This window comes from uncultured Campylobacter sp., from assembly GCF_905371695.1.
Lineage (GTDB): Bacteria > Campylobacterota > Campylobacteria > Campylobacterales > Campylobacteraceae > Campylobacter_A.
Map to the genome: position 1 here is coordinate 1 of NZ_CAJPMA010000023.1, position 20,793 is coordinate 20,793.

A 20,793-nucleotide genomic window follows, 5' to 3' on the forward strand; every position below is an offset into this window, starting at 1 on the left:
GATCGCGTGATTTTTAGCGGCGCTTTCAAGAACGGAGTTAAATTTTAGCGCGCCTAGCCCCGATGCGCGCCTATATGCGTTTAGATAATCGGTAGCGCCTTCGGGTAAGGATAAAATTTTAGGAGCGAGCGGTTTTTTGGCGGTTTTTAGCTTTTCGTCAAAATCCCGCTCGCAAGCGGTAAATGCTAGCGCGAAAACTAGCAATGCCCAAATTTTAAGCCTTCGGGCCGGCTTTCGCAAATTCTACGCCTTCTTTTACGTCTTCGTAGCGTTTAAAATTTTCGATAAACATCGCGGCTAGTTTCGCGCGCGCAGCTACGTATTCGTCGGCGTTCGCCCAAGTATTAATCGGGTTTAAAAGCTTCGTTTCTACGCCCGCAAGTTCGCGCGGCACGGCGAAGTTAAATTTCTCGAAATTTTCAAATTCGCACTTTTTGATGCTGCCGTCAAGGATCGCGTTTATGCACGCGCGCGTGGCTTTGATGCTCATTCGCTTGCCCACGCCGTACGCGCCGCCGCTCCAGCCTGTATTTACGAGATAGACGCTAACATTATGTTTGTCGATCTTTTCGCCCAGTAGCTTGGCGTAGACGGTCGGATGCAGCGGCATAAACGGCTCGCCGAAGCACGCGCTAAATGTCGCCACGGGCTCTGTGATACCGCGCTCGGTGCCCGCGACTTTGGCCGTGTATCCGCTTAGGAAATAATACATCGCCTGCTCTTTGGTTAGCTTTGCGACCGGCGGCAAAACGCCGAACGCGTCGGCGCTTAAAAAGATGATGTTTTTAGGATGTCCCGCTTGAAGGTCTGGTTTGTGGTTTGCGATATGCTCGATAGGGTAGCTGACGCGCGTATTCTCGGTCTTGCTGCCGTCTTTGTAGTCCACGACGCCGTCCGCGCCAATCACGACGTTTTCAAGTAGCGCGTCTCGCGTAATCGCGCCGTAAATTTCAGGCTCGCTGTTAGGATCTAAATTTATGCACTTCGCGTAGCAGCCGCCCTCGAAATTAAACACGCCCGTATCGTCCCAGCCGTGCTCGTCATCGCCGATTAGCGCGCGGTTATGGTCGGTAGAAAGCGTCGTTTTGCCCGTGCCGCTTAGACCGAAGAATAGCGCCGTGTCGCCCTCTTTACCCACGTTTGCCGAGCAGTGCATGCTTAGCTTGCCCTCAAGCGGCAGCCAATAATTCATCATTGAAAAAATTCCTTTTTTCATCTCGCCGCCGTACCACGTACCGCCGATCACCGCGACGTTTTCCTCGACGTTAAATATTACGAATACTTCGGAATTTAGCCCCTGCTCTTTCCACTCGTCGTTTACGCATTTGCACGCGTTATAAACCACGAAATCGGGGCTAAATTTTGCTAGCTCAGCCTCGCTTGGACGGATAAACATATTTTTTACGAAATGCGCCTGCCACGCGACTTCGGTTACGAAGCGGACGGATTTTTTGCTAGCCGCACTCGCTCCGCAAAAAGCGTCTTGGACGTAAATTTCCTTACCGCTTAACTGCGTTTTTGCCTTGGCTAAAAGTTTATCGAAGAGCTCTTTCGTTATAGGCTTATTTACCTTGCCCCAGGCGATGTATTTTTGGCTCGGATCTTGCTTTACGAAATATTTGTCTTTCGGGCTTCGACCCGTAAAAATTCCCGTATCTACGGCAAACGTGCCGTTACTCGTTACTCTGCCTTCGTTGCCCCTCTTTTCGTGCTCAAAGAGCTCGTCGTAGCTTAGGTTGTGATAGATTTTTTTAACGTCTTTTAAACCAAGCTTGTCTAGTTCGTTTACCATCGTTAATCCTTTCGTAGTTTATTTAAATATCGATAAAAGCACGCCTGCCGCTACCGCCGAGCCGATCACGCCAGCGACGTTGGGACCCATCGCGTGCATCAAAAGCATGTTGGTAGGATCTTCTTTTACGCCCTCTTTATTAGCCACGCGCGCGGCCATAGGCACGGCGCTCACGCCCGCGGCGCCGATTAGCGGATTAATCTTATCCTTGCTAAATTTATTCATCAGTTTCGCCATTAGCACCCCGCCAGCCGTTCCTATCGCAAACGCGATTAGCCCGAGCGCTAAAATTCCGAGCGTATTAGCTACTAAAAATTTCTCCGCCGCAAGTTTAGAGCCTACCGAAAGCCCTAGAAAAATCGTAACTATATTAATCAAAGAATTTTGCATCGTGTCGCTTAAACGCTCCACTACGCCGCACTCTCTAACTAAATTCCCAAACGCTAACGCGCCTATTAGCGGCGTGGCGTCTGGCAAAATCAGCACGCAAAGCATAAGTACCGTAATAGGAAAAATTATCTTCTCGCGCTTGCTAACTCGGCGTAGCTGCACCATGCGAATTTGACGCTCGGACTTAGTAGTAAGCGCTCTCATAATAGGAGGCTGAATGATCGGCACCAGCGCCATATAAGAATACGCCGCCACGGCGATGGCTCCTAGTAGATCAGGCGCCAAGCGAGAGGCTAGAAATATCGCCGTAGGACCGTCCGCTCCGCCTATTATACCGATCGAGGCGGCGTCTGCGAGCGAGAAATTAAAAAGATCGGTGTATTGCGAAAGAGCTAGCGCCCCTATTAGCGTAGCGAAAATCCCAAGCTGCGCCGCGCCGCCTAGCATAGCGGTTTTTGGGTTTGCGATAAGCGGACCGAAGTCCGTCATCGCGCCCACGCCCATAAAAATAATTAGCGGAAACAGACCGCTTTGAATGCCGAAATTATAAATTATGCCCAAAAAGCCGTTAGGTCCGGCGATTTCTGCGATCGGGATATTAGCTAGTAATCCGCCAAAGCCGATAGGTAGCAGTAAAAGCGGCTCAAAACCCTTTTTAATCGCCAGATAAAACAGCAAAAAACAGACGAAAAACATAATAATCCGTCCGCCGCTTTGCGTAAATTTCGACAGCTCATGCCCCGCGCCGTCTTTCAAACCGTCGGTCGGATTTAAAAAGGCGTTAACGCCCGTCGTCTTATAAAAGCTAGTAAAAAGCTCGCTCATAGATTTGGGGCTATATTGCGCCTTTTCGTTTTGAGAGGGCTCGTTAGCGTTTACGCCGCAAAAAGAGCCCAAAAAGAGCGCGAAAAATATAGAAAATAAAAATTTCCCCGCAAATTTCATATATTTACATCCTGGCTAAAATTTGTCCGTTTTCTACGCTTTGACCCTGCGAAACCTCGATACTAGCGATAACGCCGTCGTTTGGAGCCGGAATTTCTATCTCCATTTTCATAGCTTCCAGCACGAAAACGGCTTGCCCTTTTTTGACGCTATCGCCCGCTTTTACCAAAATTTTATGCACGACGCCCGGTAAGCTAGCCGTTACGGCTTCGCTACTCGCGTCGGAATTCACGCTTACGGCGGATGCTTGCGGCGCGGCGCCCGCAGGCGTTACGCTTTTTATCTCGATATCGTCGCTAAAACCCTCGCTAACCTCGACGTTGTAGCGACTGCCGTTCACTACGACGCTATATCTGCCGCTTTGAGCGCAAGCGGCCGTCTGCGCGCGGGGGGCGGCGGCTTTGGCGGTCGCGTCTATTTTTCGCACGTTTACCTTCGCTTCGCCCTTTAAAAACGCGATACCCTTCTCTTTACACGCCGCGGCGATGAAAATATTTTCGTCCGTTACCGCGATACCCTCGTCTTCCAAAATTTTACGCGTATGCGCTAGCGATTTGCTCTCGTCGCGGTCGGCGATATCAAGAGCGTGCTCGGTAGTAGGGCTTAGTTTCAGCTGCTCGCCGGCGAGCTTTACTATTTCGCTATCGGGCGCGACGGGCGTCTTACCGAAGTAGCCGAGCACCATTTTACCGTAGCCCTCGGCGATCTTTTTCCAAGGACCGAACATTACGTTATTAAACGCCTGTTGGAAATAAAACTGACTCACCGGCGTTACGGACGTGCCGTAGCCGCCTTTTTCGACGACCTCCCGCATCGCTAAAATCACTTCCGGGAATTTTTCTAAAATATTATTATCGCGCATCATTTGCGTATTTGCCGTTAGCGCGCCGCCCGGCATCGGACTAAACGGGATAAGCGGGCTTACTTGCGTAGCCTCGGGCGGCGTAAAGTAGTCTTTTAAGCAATCGTTAAGAGCGCTTTCGTATTTTAAAATTTTCTCTTCGCTAAGCCCGCCTAGGTCGAATTTTCCGCCCTTTACGGCGTGGAGCATAGTTAAAATATCAGGCTGGCTAGTGCCGCCGCTAACGGGACTCGCGGCCAAATCTATACCGTCCGCTCCCGCTTCCAGCGCGGCTAAATAGCATGCCACGCTAACGCCCGCCGTTTCGTGCGTATGAAGCCTAATATGGGTATTTTCGGGAAGAAGATTGCGAGCCATTTTGATAGTTTCGTATACTTTTTGCGGGCTACTCGTACCGCTGGCGTCTTTAAAGCAAACGCTGTCGTAAGGTATGCCCGCGTCTAAAATTTCGCGTAAAATTCTCTCGTAAAACGCCACGTCGTGCGCTCCGACGCAGTTTGGCGGTAGATCCATCATAGTAACTACCACTTCGTGCTTAAGCCCGTGCGCCACGATGCGTTCGCCCGAGTATTTTAAATTTTCCACGTCGTTTAGCGCGTCGAAGTTTCGTATCGTAGTCGTGCCGTGCTTTTTAAACATTTTAGCGTGCAGATCGATTAGCTCGCGGCTACCCGTATCTAGCGTTACGGTATTTACGCCGCGCGAGAGGGTTTGTAAATTCGCCTGCGCGCCGACGATTCGACGAAATTCGTCCATCATCGCAAACGCGTCTTCGTTCAAATAAAAGTAAAGGCTTTGAAACCTCGCTCCGCCGCCGAATTCAAAGTGCGTTATCCCCGCTTCTTTCGCCGCTTCTACCGCGGGGAAAAAGTCCCGCGCCAATACGCGCGCGCCGTAAACCGACTGGAACCCGTCGCGAAACGTCGTATCCATAACGTCGATAAATTTTTTTGCCATTTTTCGCCCTTTTTTAAAATTTAGTCGCTAATAGCGATTTTATCTTTATTTAGATTAATGAGCCTTTATTATTTGCTAATTTCGTAAAAAAACGTTACTTTTTTACTCTCGCCCGGCGCTAATGCGAATTTCCAGCTAACCTCGCCCCGCTCGCTTACGCTAGTCTCTTTGGGTGAATTTTGCATTTTAACGCTTACCTTTTCGTGCGACGAGACGGGTACGCGCTCGACTAACTCGATATTTTGCGCCTGTTTCGAGCCGTTTTTAATTTCGTATTCATAAGCTTGCAAGCTCGATGTTTTCGAGCTAAAAAACGAATCTTTGCTAAAATTTTTAACGCGCGTTTTTTTAACGCTAATTAAGGAATTTTTGCCGAAATACGCAGTATTTTCCTCGCCCGCCGCCGCGCTAAAATTCGTAGCTCCGCGGTTTGCTCCGCCGATAAAAATTTTGGCTCGCGCGCTTTGTACGTCGCGCTCGGGCGTAAATTTAGCCCTCGTAAAAGCGCTCGCGCTCGCGTAACCGTCGATTAAAACGTCGAATTTCGCATCTAGGCTTTGCTCGTCGAATTTAAACGATTTATTCTCGTAGGCTTTTAAATTTACGCCCGTAATCTGCCACGCGCGCCAGATCGCGCCCTCGAAATTTTGAGCGCCCGCGACCGCAAATTTTAACGATTTTTTTACCGCCCTGCTATCTATCGCGTCCTTTGCCGCAGAATAGGCCTCAAACGAAGCCGCCTTCTCTTTGCGCTCGCCGCCATCGTAAATCGGATAAAACGGGCTCGGAGCCAAAGCGGACGAATATGCGAACGGATATAAGAAAATATCTAAATTTTTAAGGTCGGCGTTAAGCGGATTAGTTACGTTTAGGCTTTGCGTAATCTTTATCTTTCCCGCCGCGACGTCAGCGTCTACCGCGCTTTCAAAACTCGGCGCGAAATCGGCCGGATACGATACGCCGGCGTTTTTAGGCTCGCACGAAAATTTTATATCAAGCCGTCTAAACGCCCTGGGTTTTTCGTAGGGCATTTTTTGCGTAAAATCGTCGATTAGCGCGTTTTGCGCGTTTATCTCGCGTAAATTTTTTAGCGCGATCTCGTAAAATTTTTCGCTCTCGCTTTCAAGCTCGCCTATCTTCGCCGCAGGCGAAAATTTAGCCAAAAAGTCCTTTTTTTGCATTAGCGCGTCGCGCCTAGCTTCTAAATTTTTAAGTTCCGAATTTTGAGCTTTAAAATCCTCAAAGTCCTTATCGTGCGCGATCTCCTCTTTATTTAGCGTTAAATTTTCAAGCTCGCAAGAGGCGCTTACGTCTATCTCGTTTTCGTCTGCGTCAAAAGGCAAATTTAGACTAAATTCGCTTTTTTGCCCCTCTAAATTTTGGCGCAAAAACGCCGCATTTTGATAAATTTCAAGACTATTTTGTCCCGCGTAAACCGCCGCCGCGCTAAACGCTGCGAAAACCAAACGTTTCAAATTTTATCCTTTCTAAAATGCGTAATCGCCGCCGTAATCGCCGCGATAACCCCGTCGTTTGCGCTATTTTGCGCGGAAGCTGACGAAATTTTAGCGCCCGCGCCTTGCTTCTCTTCCGGCCAAAACGCGTCTAAAATTTTGCCTTGAATTTTTAAGACGTAGACCATTAGCATTAAAAATAAGAACACGCTCGCCATTCCCAACGCCATAAATTTAAACCCTTCGGCGATTAAGTTTACTTCCATCTTATCCTCACTTCATCAAAACGTAGCAAAATACCGCAAGTACGCAAATTTGAATTAAAATAAACGGCACGACGCCCTTATAAATCGCGCTCGTCTTAATCTCGGGCGGAGCGACGGAGCGCAAGAAAAATAGGCTAAACCCGAACGGCGGCGTAAGAAACGAAGTTTGTAAATTCATCGCGATTAATATCGCAAAATACACCGGATTTATGCCTAAATTCGCGGCGATCGGCGCTAAAATCGGCAATACGATATATGAAATTTCAACAAAATCTATAAAAAATCCCAGCACGAAAATAGCGAGCATACTAAAAATCAAAAATCCCCATTTTTCGCCCGGCAGCTCGGTCATAAATCTCTCTACGATCTCGTCGCCGCCCGTATAGCTAAACACCATCGAAAACGCCGTCGCGCCGACTAATATCGTAAACACGAGCGCCGTGGTTTTTACGCTCTCGTCAAGCGCCTCTTTTATCATAGAAAACGAAAACGTGCGGTAAAAAAACGACAAAACGATCGCGCCGACGCAACCGAACGCCGAACTCTCGGTCGGCGTAGCCATGCCCGCGAATATCGAGCCGAGAACCAGCAGCACCAAAATAAGCGGCGGCAAAACGTCGCCCAGCGCCCTTAAAATTTGCCTAAATTTACTCTCGTCCGCACCGCTCGTAACCGCAGGCGCGCAGCTAGGCTTTAAATAAGCTACGACCAAAATATAAAGGACGTAAGCGCCTACTAGCGCAAGTCCGGGTACGAACGCCTCTCTAAATAAATCGCCCACCGGGACGCCGAAAATGTCGCCTAATATAATTAGCACGATCGAAGGCGGGATAATCTGTCCTAGCGTACCGGCCGCGCAGATCGTGCCGCAGCCCAGAGGCTGGTCGTATTTGTATTTTAGCATCACGGGCAGGCTTATTACGCCCATAGCGACTACGCTAGCTCCCACGACGCCCGTGGACGCCGCTAGCAGAGCGCCGACTAGGACAGTGCTGATGGCTATACCGCCCCTTATCTCGCCGAAAAGCAGCGCCATACTTTCGAGCAGCCGCTCCGCAAGGCGGGACTTTTGCAACACTACGCCCATAAATACGAATAGCGGCACGGCGATTAAAATTTTATTTTCCATTATCGAAAACACGCGGTAAGGCATAAAAGCGAACATATTTATAAATACGTCAAACCCGCCCGCTATGCCGTCGCCGTCCGCAAGGCTTTCCATTATGCCGCCGATAAGCCCGAATATCATCGCTACCGCGCCGAAGGTAAACGCCACCGGGAAGCCGATGCCTAGCATCAAAAGCGCGGCGATAAACATAATAATGCCCGCCATTTTAGCCCCTTTTAGCTTGGCGGTAAAGGTTAAAATTTTTAATAAAAAAACCGACCGCGAAAAATATCAAAAGATAAAACGAAAACGGGATAAAAAATTTAATCGCCCAGCGAAACGGCAAACCGCCGGGATCCGCGCTTCCTTCGCCGGATTGATAAGCTTCAATGACGAAATTTAGCGATAGATTCGATACCAAAAGCGCGAACGGCACGATAAAAACGACCGTGCCTATCATATTTACGAGCGCCTTTGCGCGCGGGCTAAATTTCGCGTAGAAAATATCGACGCGAACGTGCGCGTCCTCTTTTAAGGCGTAATTCATCCCGAGCAAGAAAACGACGGCGAAAAAGTGCCATTCCAGCTCTTGCAGGCTTACGTTGCCGTATTTAAAGAAATATCGCGCCACTACGTTAAAAAACACGTCTATTATCATTAACGCCATTATAAACATGCAAAGATAGCCGACCAAATTCGCGGCTTTATCGAAAAATTTTTCTATTTTTACCATTCCTACCCTTTTTGGAAAAATATCGCGTTAATCATAACGAAAAATACGCAAAACGGCGCGAAGTAGCGCAACGAAAAATACCAAATTTTAAAAATTACCTCGCCCATAAACGGGACGAAAAGCTCTTTTAGCGCCTCTTTTTTCATAAAATATCCGGCAAAAACCGCGATTATTATTCCGCCTAAGGGCAGCATTACGTTTGAGCTAGCGTAGTCTATTAGGCTAAAAAAGTCCTTTCCGAAAAACGTAAGAAAGCCTTTAAAATTTTCGTCGTTGCCCGCAGCGCAAAGCGCGCCTAAAACGTAAGTCGCTCCGCCTACGATAAAAAGCGCCTTCGCGCGCGAAAATCCCGGGGTTCGCTCCAAATAAAAGACGCAAGGCTCGATTAACGACACCGCGGACGTTATTCCCGCAAAAACGAGCGCGGTAAAAAAGGTAAAACTAAGTGCGTTTCCTAGCGCGCCTAAATTCGCAAACAGCGTAGGAAGCGAGATAAACGCCAGCCCCGCGCCCTGGCTAGGTCGCGCGCCGAATTCGAACGTAAAAGTGAATACGATAAGCCCGATTACTACGCTAATAATCACGTTTAGCGCTACCACGTAAAGCGAAGAGGTAAAAAGATTGGTTTTATCATCCAGACTCGCCGAATACGTAAGGATCGCGCCGATACCCACGCACATGGTAAAAAAAGCAAGTCCCAGCGCGTTGATAACCGACTGCGTGTCGATTTTGGAAAAATCGGGCACCAGTAAAAATTTCGCCGCCTCGCTAAATCCGCTCATGCTAAACGAATAGCCGAGCATCAGCAAAAGCAGCACGAAAAGCGTAGGAATAAGCCATAAATTTATACGCTCTATGCCGCTTTTTACGCCCTTGGCGAGCACGGCGAAGCAGGCTAAAAAAGCAAGCGTGAAATATAAAATTTGCTCTTCTAAATTTTGCGAAGTAAAGCGCGCGAAAATTTCCGCCGACGCGGCTAAATTTCGCGGAAGCTCGCCTAGGGATAAAACGGCGTATTTTACGACCCAGCCGATGATTAGCGTATAAAACGAAGCTATTAAAACGCCAGTAATCATAATAACGCCCGCAAATCCCCAAATTTTAGCGTTTTTAGGCGCGAGAGCGGCGAACGCGCGCGCGGGATCGCGGCGAGAAATTTTACCCATCGCGGCCTCGGCGTAAAATATGCAAAGTCCGACGCTAACCGCAAAAAATAAATAAATTAGCACGAACGCCGATCCACCGTTAGCACCCACCATGTAAGGGAATTTCCACGCGTTGCCGAGCCCTATCGCCGCGCCCACGATGGATAAAATAAAACCGATTTTGCTAAAATTTCGTTTCATTTGCTAGCCGAAATTTGATACGCCATAATGGCGATTATAGCCGCGGGCGTTACGTAACGCAGTAAAAAATACCAAATTTTAAATCCCGCATCGCCTAAAAACGGCTTAAATAAAAGATAAAGCCCCTCGCGCTTTAAAACAAATCCCGTAAAAAAGCTAAATACGATAGCCGCCAGCGGCATCAAAATATTTGAAGTAAGATAATCTAAAACGTCGAATAGCGGTTTATCAAACACGCTAAAATTTCTACTCGTAGGTTCGTAGTAAGATAAAATACAGCCTACTCCCAGCGCGTAAACGACCGCCCCTACGCAAAGAAGCGCCTTTTTTCGGCTAAATTTGAATTGGTTAATCAAATAAAACGCAAACGGCTCGATCATCGAAACCGCGCTCGTAATACCGGCAAATAAAAGCGACGTAAAAAACGCGACCGCAAGGACGTTTCCCATAAGTCCAAGCTTTGCGAACAAAGTAGCCAGCGAGATAAAAATAAGCCCCGGTCCGCCTTGCGTCGTATCACCGCCGTAGGCAAACACGAACGTAAAAACGATGAGTCCCATTATAAGGCCGATTAAAATATTAATAAAAATAATAGAAAGCGTAGATTTTACCAAATTCGTACCGCTAGGAAGACTTGCAGCATACGTAGGCACGGTGCAAACGCCTAACGAAAGCGAAAAAAACGAAAGCCCAAGCGCCTGCAAGACCGCATCCGCACTAACGGCGCTAAAATCTGGCACGAATAAAAATTTAGCCGCCTGCGCGAGCGCTTCGGGCATCGTAAAAGAATAGCAAAGCATCAGCGCGAGCAAAACGAAAAGGCTCGGCATCATCCAGACGTTTAGCCGCTCGATACCGCTTTTTACGCCTTTTGATACGACGTAAAATACTATAAAAAATACGGCGCTAAAACATATCCACGCGCTTAAAAAGTCGCGTTTGAGTAAATTTTCAAATTCCGCAGCGGCCTGCGCCATATCGCTGTTAAGCGCGCCAAAACCCAAATAGACGTATTTTAATATCCAGCCGATAACAACCGTATAAAAAGAGGCTATCAGCACGCCGCCTATCATAAAAAAGCCGGCGAGCGACCACGCGTTTTTATGTTTGGGGGCTAATTTTCTAATCGAATTTACAGGATCGGTCTCTCCTAACCTACCGACGCTAAGCTCGGATAAAAATGCGACGAACGCGACGAAAAACGTAAGCGCCAAATAAAGTACGATAAACGCCGAACCGCCGTTATTGCCGACCATCGTGGGAAATTTCCACGCGTTGCCAAGACCCACCGCAGAGCCCGCCATCGCGAGGATAAAGCCGATTTTGGAAAATTTTTCGTTTAGCATAAAAGCCCTAATTCAAATTTAATAAAATCGTAACCTTAACATAAAAAAACTTTTAAATCTCTAAACGAAAATGAAAATTTAGCTCGAATTTAGGCGCGGCGTTTTTATTTGAAACGAATTTAAATTTTTAAGAAAATCAAAGCTTAGTTAATGTATTATACGCCCTCAAAGTTTGAGTAGGGGACGGATCCGAAAGGGCTTAAATTTTAAAGGAGCAACGATGAAAAAAATCGTTTTTTTAGTTTTCGGTCTTGCGGCGTTCGCGTTCGGCGCAGACGGCGAGATGATTAAATCTTATTCTGTTATCGCGGCGGGTATCGGTTTAGGTTTGGCGGCTCTTGGCGGCGCGATCGGTATGGGAAATACGGCTGCGGCTACAATTAGCGGTACTGCTAGAAACCCTGGCGTAGGCTCTAAGCTAATGACTACGATGTTTATCGCCCTTGCGATGATCGAAGCGCAAGTTATCTACGCGCTAGTTATTACGCTTATCGTACTTTACGCAAATCCGATGCTTGGATAAATATGAAATCGGCCCTGCTTTTGCAGGGCGCTTCTTTAACTTATGCGATCGTGGTGGAACGGTAGACACGCTACTTTGAGGTGGTAGTGCCATTTGGTGTGCGAGTTCAAATCTCGCCGATCGCACCATCTACGGATTATACGAAGAAAGATATGCTTGATAGAAATCTGGCCCTTAAACAACTACAAAACGAGATTAACGACGTCGCGGTCTATTCGCTACTAGAAACTAACGAGAAAAATCCCGAAAACAAGAAAATTTTACGTAAAATAATCAACGAGGAAAAAAGGCATTACGACTTTTGCTCTCAGCTAACAAACGAGAAGCGAAGCGCAAATTTACTAGTCGTATTTTTCTACGTCGTTTTAACGAAAATTTTCGGCGTTTCGTTTGCGTTAAAATTTATGGAGATGCGCGAGCAAAACGCCGAGAGCTTTTACCTGCAAATAATAAACGAATATCCGCAGGCGAAGGAAATTTACGAGCAAGAGAGTAATCACGAGAAATTTTTAATCTCCATGCTAAAAGACCCCGCACTAACCAACGCCGGCGCGATCGTTCTCGGAATGAACGATGCGTTAGTCGAGCTTACCGGTACGCTAAGCGGTATCGCTCTAGCCTACTCTAACGCAAAAGTAGTCGGGGCTACGGGGTTTATCATGGGAGTAGCCGCCGCGCTTTCTATGGCCGGTTCGGCATATTTAGAATCCAAAGAAAATCCGTCGCCCGACGTCAAACCCTTTACCTACTCGCTCTACACGGGCGTTTCGTATATCGCGACGACGGCTATCTTAATAGCGCCGTTTTTCGTATTTGATAGCATCGTTTACGCTATTTGCGCGATGCTAGCCTTTGCGCTAATTACGATTTTACTATACAATTTTTATATTTGCGTGGCCAAAGAGCTAAAATTCGCGCCGCGCGTGGCTCAAATGTGCGCGATAACCTTCGGCGTAGCATTAATCTCGTTTTTAATAGGATTTTTAGTCAAGAAGTACTTCGGGCTAGAAATTTAGCCCGAAATCTAGGTTTTGTTTTACATAAATACCGGAATATCGGTATGTTCTAGGAAAAATCTCGACGTTCCGCCCAGCACCATTTCCATTAGCCCGTTTTCGCCGTGCCTACCCGCTACGATGAGATCGGAATTATTCGCTCTCGCGGCTTTTAGCAGCGCCTCGCCGGGGATTGAAGTAGTGTCGATTATCTCAAAGCTTGCCGAAATTTCATGGAGCTTAAAGTACTCCTCTAATTTTTTAAGCGTCGTCGGTGCATCGTCTTGCCCGACGCTCGCGCTTGAGGTCACGCAATGAACGCGTTTGGCTTTTTTTAGCAATTCTAGCGAACTAGTAAGCGCGCGAGAGCTTTGCGGGGTGCCCGTCCAGCTTACGAAAATATTATCGGCGCTAAATTTTTCAAGCCTTCTAGGAATTGCGATTACGTTTTTACCGCTTTTTATGACGGCGGCTTCAAACGTACCGGTAATCTTTCCGTTTAGCGGCACGGCGGCTACGATCATATCGCTAAATTTGCTCTCTACCTCGACGATAGCGCTTCGCTTGCCTTGTTTAGTCGTAAATTTAGCCGTGCAGACGCCTTTAATGTCTACGTCTGAAATTTGCACCCCGAGCTCCGAGCAAATTTTGTTAAATAAAGCCTCGTTTTGCTTTTGCTCATCAAGCAAATCCGCCTTCGCCGAGCGTAAAAATTCGTCAAATAGCACGCCGCCTCTAAGCGTCATTTTCATATTATAAACGACGCCGGGATCCATCTGGCAAGCCAAAATTTCCATATGCGCGCCGAACCACTTGGCCACTCGCAACGCGCCGTAAATTCTAGGCTCTATATCGTCTCCGGCGCCGATAGGAAATAATATCTTTTTAAAATCCATGCGTTATCCTTTAAATTTATTCCGCTAGCGATAGCGAAATTTTATTGCCTTTTTGTTCGCTTACGCGCACCTTAACCCGCTCGCCTACGTTTAGCGGCGTTTTTACCTTTGAGATATGAAGCAGTCCGTCCACTCCGTCTTTTAGCTCGATAAATACGCCGAAATCCACCACGCTTTTTACGACGCCCTCAAATTCCTCGCCGACATTAAACGTAGGCTTCGCCCTATCCCTGCGGTCGCCGCCGAACGGCTTTTTGCCGAATTTAGAGCCCTCTCTGGAAGTGATTTGGATGATATAATCCTTCGCCGCATCGACGTTTTTCTTCGCGCCGCCGGCGATTTTTACCTCGCCTTTTTCGCGGTCTAGATCGATAGCGACGTCGAATTTTTCGATGATCTCTTTTATAGTTTTGCCCGCTTGTCCGATGATCTCTACGATCTTGCTAGGATCGACGCTAAAAAGCTCTAATTTAGGCAAAATTTCATCGTTTACCTTAATCTTATTATCCGCTTCGCGCATCAAATTTAAAATATGCTCGCGGCCGCGTTTAGCCTGCGCTAGCGCCTCTTTTAGCACTTCAAGGCTAATACCTCCGAGCTTTATGTCCATTTGAAGCGCGGTAATGCCCTCGTCCGTGCCCGCTACTTTAAAGTCCATATCGCCGTCGTGATCTTCAAGTCCCATAATGTCCGTCAGCACCGCGTGGCGATCGCCTTCAAACACTAGCCCCATCGCTACGCCAGCAACTAGCTTTTGCGTCTGCACGCCCGCCGCGCGAAGAGCTAGCGAGCCCCCACACACCGAAGCCATAGAACTAGATCCGTTGCTTTCTAAAATTTCGGACACCACGCGTATCGTATAAGGACTATCGTCGTCGATACTAGGAGCTAGCGCGCGTTTGGCTAAATTTCCGTGTCCTAGCTCGCGGCGTCCGGGAGCTTTTAGCGGGCTTGCCTCGCCGACGCTAAAACCCGGAAAATTATAATTAAACATAAATTTTTCGATAAGCGCCGTCTTTTCGGTTAAGACGTCGTACATCTGCGCATCGCTATCCGTGCCTAGCGTCGCTACGACTAGCGCTTGGGTCTGACCGCGCGTAAATAAGCAACTTCCGTGCGCGTTAGGCAAGACGTTCGTCTCGATAGAGATCGGTCGCACCTCGTCTAGGCGGCGTCCGTCGGCCCTAATGCCCTCGTTAATAATCTGCTCGCGAACGATCTTTTTCTTAAATTTAGCCAGCGCGTTTGCGATTACCGCTTCGCTCCAACCCTCTTTTTGCGCGACTTCATCGCTTAAAATTTGCTTGGCGATTTTATTTAACTCGCTCGCGCGCTCGCTTTTAGCCATTTGGTTTATCGCGTTTTTAACGTCGCTAGCGTAAAATTCTTTAATATAAATCGCGACGTTTTCGTTTTCGATCTCCGGTTTTAGCTCTAAATTCGCATCGTCTTTTTTATGCGCGCTAAACGCCTCTTCATAAGCACTGCTGGCTCTTAGTATCGCCTTGCCCGCGAATTCTATCGCCTCGACCATCTTATCCTCGCTAAATTCGTTCATCTCTTGCTTTGCGATGATGTTATCGTTTAAACTAGGATCCATCATCGGATCGATCGCTACGATAGGCACGATCTGCGAAGTCTTTTGCGCCAAGGATCTCATCTCGATCATCAAAAGCTCGTCTTTCGTGCCCGCCACGTAAAGATCGAGCGCACTTGATTTAAGCTCGGAATTGCTCGGGTTTACGACGAAATTGCCGTCTATATAGCCCACGCGCACGCCGCAAACGGGGCGATTAACCGGAATATCGCTAAGATAAAGCGCTACGCTAGCCGCATTTAGCCCGACTACTTGCAAATCGACCTCGGGATCGGCGGAAAGCACCATAACGACTATTTGCGTAGGATATGCGTAACCTTTCGGAAATAAAGGGCGCAGCGAGCGGTCGATGATGCGCGAAGTTAGCGTCTCGAAATCGCCGGGCTTGGTCTCGCGTTTTACGTAGCCTCCGGGAATTTTACCCGCAGCGTAGGCTTTTTCGATATATTGCACCGTAAGGGGCAAAAAATCTTCCGTTACTTGAACGTCGTCGCGCGCTACGGTGGCTAAGACGACCGTGTTTTTCACGCGTAAAAGTACCGCGCCCGCGGCTTGCTTGGCGACTTTGTTGATGTCGAAAATTTCGACTTGGTTATTCACTTCTATACTATATTGCATTGTTTTTGTCTCCTTGTTGTTTTTGTAACGGCAAATATCGAGGGCTTTCCTCTAAAATCGACATTATGTATTCGCTGGTTAGCTCTATTTTGCTCTTGTAGTAAGCGTCTACCTCTATAAAATTTACGACCTTATTTACGGCGAAAATTTCATCGACGAGATCGCTTAGACTAGCCGCGACGTCGGCGGCGATGACGGGCGTAGCGTAAGAGATGGATTTTGCTTTTAGCCCGATTAGCGTCTTTATGCAAGCAAGCGCGGTTAGCCCCGTCTCGCAGCCCTCGTCTAACAGCAAGACGTTTTTATCTTTTAATTTACCGAGCAGCTCGCCTTTTCTATATTTATAGACGTTTTTTAAAATTTTCTCTTCGTATTTGCGGTGAGCCTCGCCGTATATAAAGTCGTAGCTTATGCCGAATGCGCGAATTAGCGGATCGTTTAGCACGATTTCCTCTGTTTCGCTTACGATAGCGATTTCGCATTCGGAGTTATTAGGCGCAAAGATCGGCTCGCTAAAAAGCATCTCGTAGCTTAAATTTAACCCCCGACAAACGGCGTCGGTAACTACGACCGAGTCTAACGAAGCGCATATTATCGTAGTCTTTCGCTCGATAAGCTCTTTTTTAGGTAAAATTTCGAGCAACTTTTCGGCTGCGTCTAGCTGGTTGCTAAATTTTACTAAATTTTCCGCCATTATCTACTTTCGTCGGGCTCTTGCGTTACCGAAACGTCGTAGTGCACGCCGCCCATTGGATAAAAATTAACCGTAAATAAAAAGCCATTTTCCTTCTTTGTCGCCGAGCCGCTAACGGTAGTGGTCGGCTCTATGTCTCTTTTATACGTAAAGCCGTAGTTCCAGCACTTTCGCTGATGCAAAATTCCCACGCTCCAACTTTTAGTATAGCTTCTCTCTAAGTCGTAGTGCCAACCGCCCACCAGCCTATACTGCGCGGGAAGTTTAATGCTTGCGTAGCTCGTTAAATAGCTATCCTTTTCGGCGTTTGAGTTTCGCTGCATCGTATGAAGGAAGCTTGCGTTAAATAGCTCTTGCGAATAGGTTATCCCGCTTTGAATCTTTTTAAGCTGCTTATCTACGTGCGAATATTCGAGATTATTATAAAGCGATAAATTAGCAAACGGATAAACGGCGATTTTATTTTTTAGATTGCCGTATTCGCCCTCTTTGGTATAGTATCCTTGCGAAACGCTGTGCCGTAAAAATTTTCTACCTTCGCTAGTAAAAAAATACTGCGTCGCATAAGCGGACAGCTCATTTTTAGCCTTTTCCCGCGCTAGGAAATTTTCGTATCTTACGCCGTTTTCGTCGTAGATAAACTCGTCGTCCAAATCACCTCTATTATATCCCGCCATCAAATATTCCGCGCCGAAATCTACCGTATGGAAGAAATTTTCGTAAGCCTTGGCTACGTCGGTGTGAAGCGCGAATTTACGGTAATTATCTATGTAAACTTCGCTTTTATCCTCTCTCGCGTCTGTCGCCGAAACGCGCTTGTTATCGTAATTAATTTTTGAGACGTATAAATTTTCGTAATACGAAAAAGTAGCGGCGTTTTCAAATAGCGGTACGTGTACCGAAATCGGTAGCGTAAATTCATACTGCGTAGCCGTCACGCCTATACGGCGGTCGTATCTGTGAGACTGTAAATCAAGCGAATATAAAATATTAGGCAGCCACAAAGTATCGGTAAATTTGTGGTATTGCAAGCTAGGAAGCTCTTGGAGAGTATCTTTGTTCTCGTTTACGCCGCCTAGCTTTTCGGTATCGATATAATACTTCGCGTAGGCGCCGGCGTAGTGCTTGTCGTTTGCGATGAAATAATTAAATTTAGAAGTTACAAGCGAATCGTAATCCTCGTCGCGACCGCGTAAGTTTAGATACTCTATATCGTTAAGCTTCGTCGCGTCTATCCACAAGCCCTCTTGCAAATCCGCGTCGGTTAGGTATTTAATTAGCTTTTCGCGCTCGTATTTTAGCCCGATGCCTTTGTGAGTCTTATTTTTTAAGCTTTGCGCATTCGAGTTTTTGGCAGCTTGTTTAGCGCGGTAGCTCTCGCTGTCCTTAAAAGCGCCGAAGCTTATTTCGCCTTTGCCGTCCGGAGAATCTACGAATCTAAACGCACCGTACGCACCTACGCCGCGCCTAGTGCGCACTTGCGGGTCTACTTGAAAGTCCCATTCGTTATAAGGCGCAAAGTAAATCGGCTGCTTATAGTAAAATCCGTCGTTATTGCCGTAACCGAACTCCGGCGGCAAAAGCCCGGTCCTGCGCGTCGTATCGGTAGAAAAACCGAAATACGGCAGGTAAAACACAGGCACCGAGCCTAGCCGAAAGACGGGATTAAACATATGCAAAAATTTGCTTTGCCTATTAAGCATCGCCGAGCTTGACGTAATCGACCAGTCGGGATCTTGGACGTTACAGCTAGAAACGATCGCGTCCCTCGTGCGGTAATACTCCGCGTCCGAACTGCTCTCGTCGCTTCGCATCCACACTTCCATATCTTTATTCATCATAAATAGCGCTTCAAAGCTGCTCTCGTCGCTTTTTAGATTGATTTTAGCGTAGTTTGAGCGCGACGCCTCGCCCGCGCCTTTCATCATATTTACGTTACCGAATAGCTCGATAATCGAAGCGTTTTGATCGTAAACGGCCTTATCCGCCGTTACTAGATAGGTCTGCGAATAAACGACCACGTTTTTAGTCGCCGTTACGATACCGTTTTCTTGCTTTACGTCGTCGGCTAATAGCTGAAAGTCCTCGTTTTTCACGCTATTTTTATCTAAATTTTGCGCCGCGCTTAAAAAGGTAAAATTTAGCGCTACGAGCGCGATTAGAGTTAAAAATTTACGCGACATCGATCACCGCCGTTTTTGCCGCTAGATCGTGCCACGTCTGACGCGCTTCGTTACCAAGCGCCCACGCAAAGCCCAGATAAAGGCAAATTTGACTAATCACCGCGACGACCGCGCGCGACAAGCTCGCCGCAAAACTAGGTTTATCGAGCAAGACTACGTCCACGCAAGCTATTTTAGCGGCGATCTTGCCTAAGCTCGCGCCGTAATACCACGTAAAAAACGCCTGATAAAGGATTTTAAGCCCGATAAATTGCAAGATTAGGCTAGATATTATCGCTATCCTTTGCTCGTAAGTCGCGGCCTGCGCGAACGCGTCGTAATAAGTCGCGATAAATAACAGGCTAATTATCGTCTCGTCTATGCACGCCGCGTAAGCTCTCTTGCCGATGCTTGCGAGCCTAATTTCCTCGCGCTCTAACTTGGCGACAATATCTTGGTAGCTCATTTTAACGCCTGCCAAGCGATGTCGTCGCGGTATTGCATACCGTTAAATTTTACGTTTTCGCAAAGCTCGTAGGCTCTTTGCCGAGCCTGCTTTATCGTCTGCGCCACCCCGACGCACACTAGCACGCGTCCGCCGTCGGCGTAAATTTCGCCGTCTTGCTCGCTTACGCCGGCAAACGCTACGTGAGAATTTTCTGGCGTCTTTGCTACCGAAATTTTAGCTTTGGACGAGCCTTTATAAGGGTAATTTTCGCTTGCTATAACCACGCCTACGGCACACTCGTTTTTTAGCTTAATCGGCTCTAATTTTCCAAGCGCCGCGTTTAGTAAAATTTTACTCAAATCTCCGTCTATCAAAGGCATTAATACTTCGCACTCAGGATCGCCGAAACGCACGTTAAATTCCAGTACGTAAGGCTCGCCGCCTACGACCATAAGCCCGACGAATAGCACTCCGCAAAAAGGCGCGCCCTCGTTTTTCATGCCTCTTAGCGTAGGAGCTACGATCTCCTTTTCGACGCGTTTTATTAATTCCGGCGTAGCTAGCGGGCTAGGCGCGTATGCTCCCATACCGCCGGTATTCGGGCCTTTATCGCCGCTTAGAAGGCGCTTGTGATCTTGCGCTACGGGCAAGCTTACAAAATTTTCGCCGTCGCAAATCGCAAAAAAGCTGAGCTCGAACCCGTCTAAAAACTCCTCCACGACCACGCGCTTACCCGCGTCGCCGAAGCTCTCCCCACTTAGCATGCCGGCTACGGCATCGCGCGCTTCGTCTTTGCTTTGCGCGATGATCACGCCCTTACCGGCGCATAGTCCGTCGGCTTTTACGACGATCGGAGCGGCGAGAGCGTCTATAAATTTAAACGCCTCGTCCTTGCTTTGCGTATTTAAATACTTAGCCGTTTTTATACCGTTTCGCGCTAAAAAATCCTTCATATAAGCCTTGCTGCCTTCTAATCTAGCGGCCGCTTTGCTCGGTCCGAAAATCGCTAAATTTCGCGCCTTAAAAATATCCGTTACGCCCTCGCTAAGGGGCGCCTCCGGACCTACGATAGTTAAATTTATCCCGTTTGATTCCGCAAAATCCGCTAATTTTTCATAGTCTTTAACGTCTAAATTTTCGCCGAGCTTAGAAGTAGCGCCGTTACCGGGAGCAAAGTAGAGTTTCGGGGGATTTTTTTCGGATAATAATTTTAGCGCGATAGAGTATTCTCTGCCACCGCTTCCGATGATTAGGATTTTCATATTTTCTCCGTAAATTTTAAGACCCGAGCGGGCGTCGCATAAAAGAGAGGCCCGTAACAAGACCAATCTTGCAAATAGATAAACATCGACAGGTTGCAACTTCTCGCGCTTTCGCGCTCAAACGACGCCGCATCGCAAGATGCCTATACGTCTTCGCTAACAAAAAAATGTCGGACCCTAGAAAATGCTTCTTCGCTTCGCTCAGGCGAGGAAATTGTATAAAATTTTTGCTTAAATTAACGTTTTAGCAAGGCTTACGCAAGCATTCACGCTTTGCTCGGCGCAGACTACGGGCTCGCAAAATTTTACCAGTTCTTTCGCCGTCGTTTCGCCGATGGCTACGCATTTATAGCGCTCGGGGTTGCCCAATTGCCAGCTAAAATTTCGCGCGAAATTTCG

18 protein-coding genes and 1 tRNA gene are annotated in these 20,793 nt (G+C 47.6%); 3 read left to right on the top strand and 16 right to left on the bottom strand.

Annotated features, from left to right (window positions below; genetic code table 11):
* The 10 genes from QZ147_RS03385 to QZ147_RS03430 form a co-directional block, all read right to left on the bottom strand.
* Positions 1 to 240 (bottom strand): CAP domain-containing protein (locus tag QZ147_RS03385; protein WP_295146936.1); only part of this gene is annotated, 240 nt, incomplete at its 3' end.
* Positions 215 to 1,792: a phosphoenolpyruvate carboxykinase (ATP) gene (gene pckA / locus QZ147_RS03390; RefSeq protein WP_295146939.1), complete on the bottom strand. Its 1,578-nt coding sequence runs from the start codon at positions 1,790 to 1,792 to the stop codon at positions 215 to 217. The genes QZ147_RS03385 and pckA, both read right to left, overlap by 26 nt.
* Before the next feature lie 18 nt (positions 1,793 to 1,810).
* The gene (locus tag QZ147_RS03395) at positions 1,811 to 3,127 is read right to left on the bottom strand and encodes a sodium ion-translocating decarboxylase subunit beta (protein WP_295146942.1); all 1,317 of its coding nucleotides are present in this window, start codon (positions 3,125 to 3,127) and stop codon (positions 1,811 to 1,813) included.
* A gap of 4 nt (positions 3,128 to 3,131) precedes the next feature.
* Positions 3,132 to 4,946, bottom strand: a complete 1,815-nt coding sequence (locus tag QZ147_RS03400) for a biotin/lipoyl-containing protein (protein ID WP_295146945.1) — start codon at positions 4,944 to 4,946, stop codon at positions 3,132 to 3,134.
* Between the two features lie 68 nt (positions 4,947 to 5,014).
* A complete protein-coding gene (locus QZ147_RS03405) occupies positions 5,015 to 6,421 on the bottom strand; it encodes a DUF4139 domain-containing protein (RefSeq protein ID WP_295146947.1) in 1,407 nt (468 codons plus the stop codon).
* Positions 6,418 to 6,666 carry an OadG family transporter subunit gene (locus QZ147_RS03410; protein WP_295146949.1) on the bottom strand — a complete coding sequence of 83 codons (249 nt, stop codon included), beginning with the start codon at positions 6,664 to 6,666 and terminating at the stop codon, positions 6,418 to 6,420. The genes QZ147_RS03405 and QZ147_RS03410 overlap by 4 nt, the downstream gene beginning before the upstream one ends.
* 7 nt (positions 6,667 to 6,673) lie before the next feature.
* A complete protein-coding gene (locus QZ147_RS03415; RefSeq protein WP_295146950.1) occupies positions 6,674 to 7,999 on the bottom strand; it encodes a TRAP transporter large permease subunit in 1,326 nt (441 codons plus the stop codon).
* 1 nt (position 8,000) lies between these two features.
* A complete protein-coding gene (locus QZ147_RS03420) occupies positions 8,001 to 8,507 on the bottom strand; it encodes a TRAP transporter small permease subunit (RefSeq protein WP_295146953.1) in 507 nt (168 codons plus the stop codon).
* A 2-nt stretch (positions 8,508 to 8,509) separates the two neighbouring features.
* Positions 8,510 to 9,853, bottom strand: coding sequence for a sodium-dependent transporter (locus QZ147_RS03425; protein WP_295146955.1), 1,344 nt, complete (start codon positions 9,851 to 9,853; stop codon positions 8,510 to 8,512).
* A complete protein-coding gene (locus tag QZ147_RS03430) occupies positions 9,850 to 11,199 on the bottom strand; it encodes a sodium-dependent transporter (RefSeq protein WP_295146956.1) in 1,350 nt (449 codons plus the stop codon). The genes QZ147_RS03425 and QZ147_RS03430 overlap by 4 nt, the downstream gene beginning before the upstream one ends.
* Positions 11,200 to 11,419: 220 nt before the next feature.
* Here QZ147_RS03430 and QZ147_RS03435 point away from each other — a divergent pair, with 220 nt between their 5' ends.
* The 3 genes from QZ147_RS03435 to QZ147_RS03445 all read left to right on the top strand — a co-directional run bounded on the left by QZ147_RS03435 (position 11,420) and on the right by QZ147_RS03445 (position 12,738).
* A complete protein-coding gene (locus QZ147_RS03435) occupies positions 11,420 to 11,722 on the top strand; it encodes a F0F1 ATP synthase subunit C (protein ID WP_295146958.1) in 303 nt (100 codons plus the stop codon).
* 44 nt (positions 11,723 to 11,766) lie between these two features.
* Positions 11,767 to 11,850 (top strand) — tRNA-Leu (locus QZ147_RS03440).
* 24 nt (positions 11,851 to 11,874) lie between these two features.
* A complete protein-coding gene (locus QZ147_RS03445) occupies positions 11,875 to 12,738 on the top strand; it encodes a VIT1/CCC1 family protein (protein WP_295146961.1) in 864 nt (287 codons plus the stop codon).
* Positions 12,739 to 12,758: 20 nt separating this feature from the next.
* Here QZ147_RS03445 and QZ147_RS03450 read toward each other — a convergent pair whose 3' ends face one another.
* Genes QZ147_RS03450 through purD form a run of 6 tightly spaced genes read right to left on the bottom strand, consistent with a single transcriptional unit; the run spans position 12,759 to position 20,394 of the window.
* Positions 12,759 to 13,613, bottom strand: a complete 855-nt coding sequence (locus tag QZ147_RS03450; protein ID WP_295146964.1) for a universal stress protein — start codon at positions 13,611 to 13,613, stop codon at positions 12,759 to 12,761.
* A 16-nt stretch (positions 13,614 to 13,629) separates the two neighbouring features.
* Positions 13,630 to 15,828, bottom strand: a complete 2,199-nt coding sequence (locus QZ147_RS03455) for a polyribonucleotide nucleotidyltransferase (RefSeq protein WP_295146967.1) — start codon at positions 15,826 to 15,828, stop codon at positions 13,630 to 13,632.
* Positions 15,818 to 16,522, bottom strand: coding sequence for a phosphoribosyltransferase family protein (locus QZ147_RS03460; RefSeq protein ID WP_295146969.1), 705 nt, complete (start codon positions 16,520 to 16,522; stop codon positions 15,818 to 15,820). Before QZ147_RS03460 ends, QZ147_RS03455 begins: the two co-directional genes overlap by 11 nt.
* On the bottom strand, positions 16,522 to 18,705 hold the full coding sequence (gene lptD / locus QZ147_RS03465; protein ID WP_295146971.1) for an LPS assembly protein LptD: 2,184 nt from the start codon (positions 18,703 to 18,705) through the stop codon (positions 16,522 to 16,524). Before lptD ends, QZ147_RS03460 begins: the two co-directional genes overlap by 1 nt.
* On the bottom strand, positions 18,695 to 19,150 hold the full coding sequence (locus QZ147_RS03470) for an RDD family protein (RefSeq protein WP_295146974.1): 456 nt from the start codon (positions 19,148 to 19,150) through the stop codon (positions 18,695 to 18,697). The genes lptD and QZ147_RS03470 overlap by 11 nt, the downstream gene beginning before the upstream one ends.
* Entirely contained in the window at positions 19,147 to 20,394 is a 1,248-nt protein-coding gene (purD, locus tag QZ147_RS03475; RefSeq protein WP_295146977.1) for a phosphoribosylamine--glycine ligase, read from the bottom strand. The genes QZ147_RS03470 and purD overlap by 4 nt, the downstream gene beginning before the upstream one ends.
* Between the last annotated feature and the right edge of the window lie 399 nt (positions 20,395 to 20,793).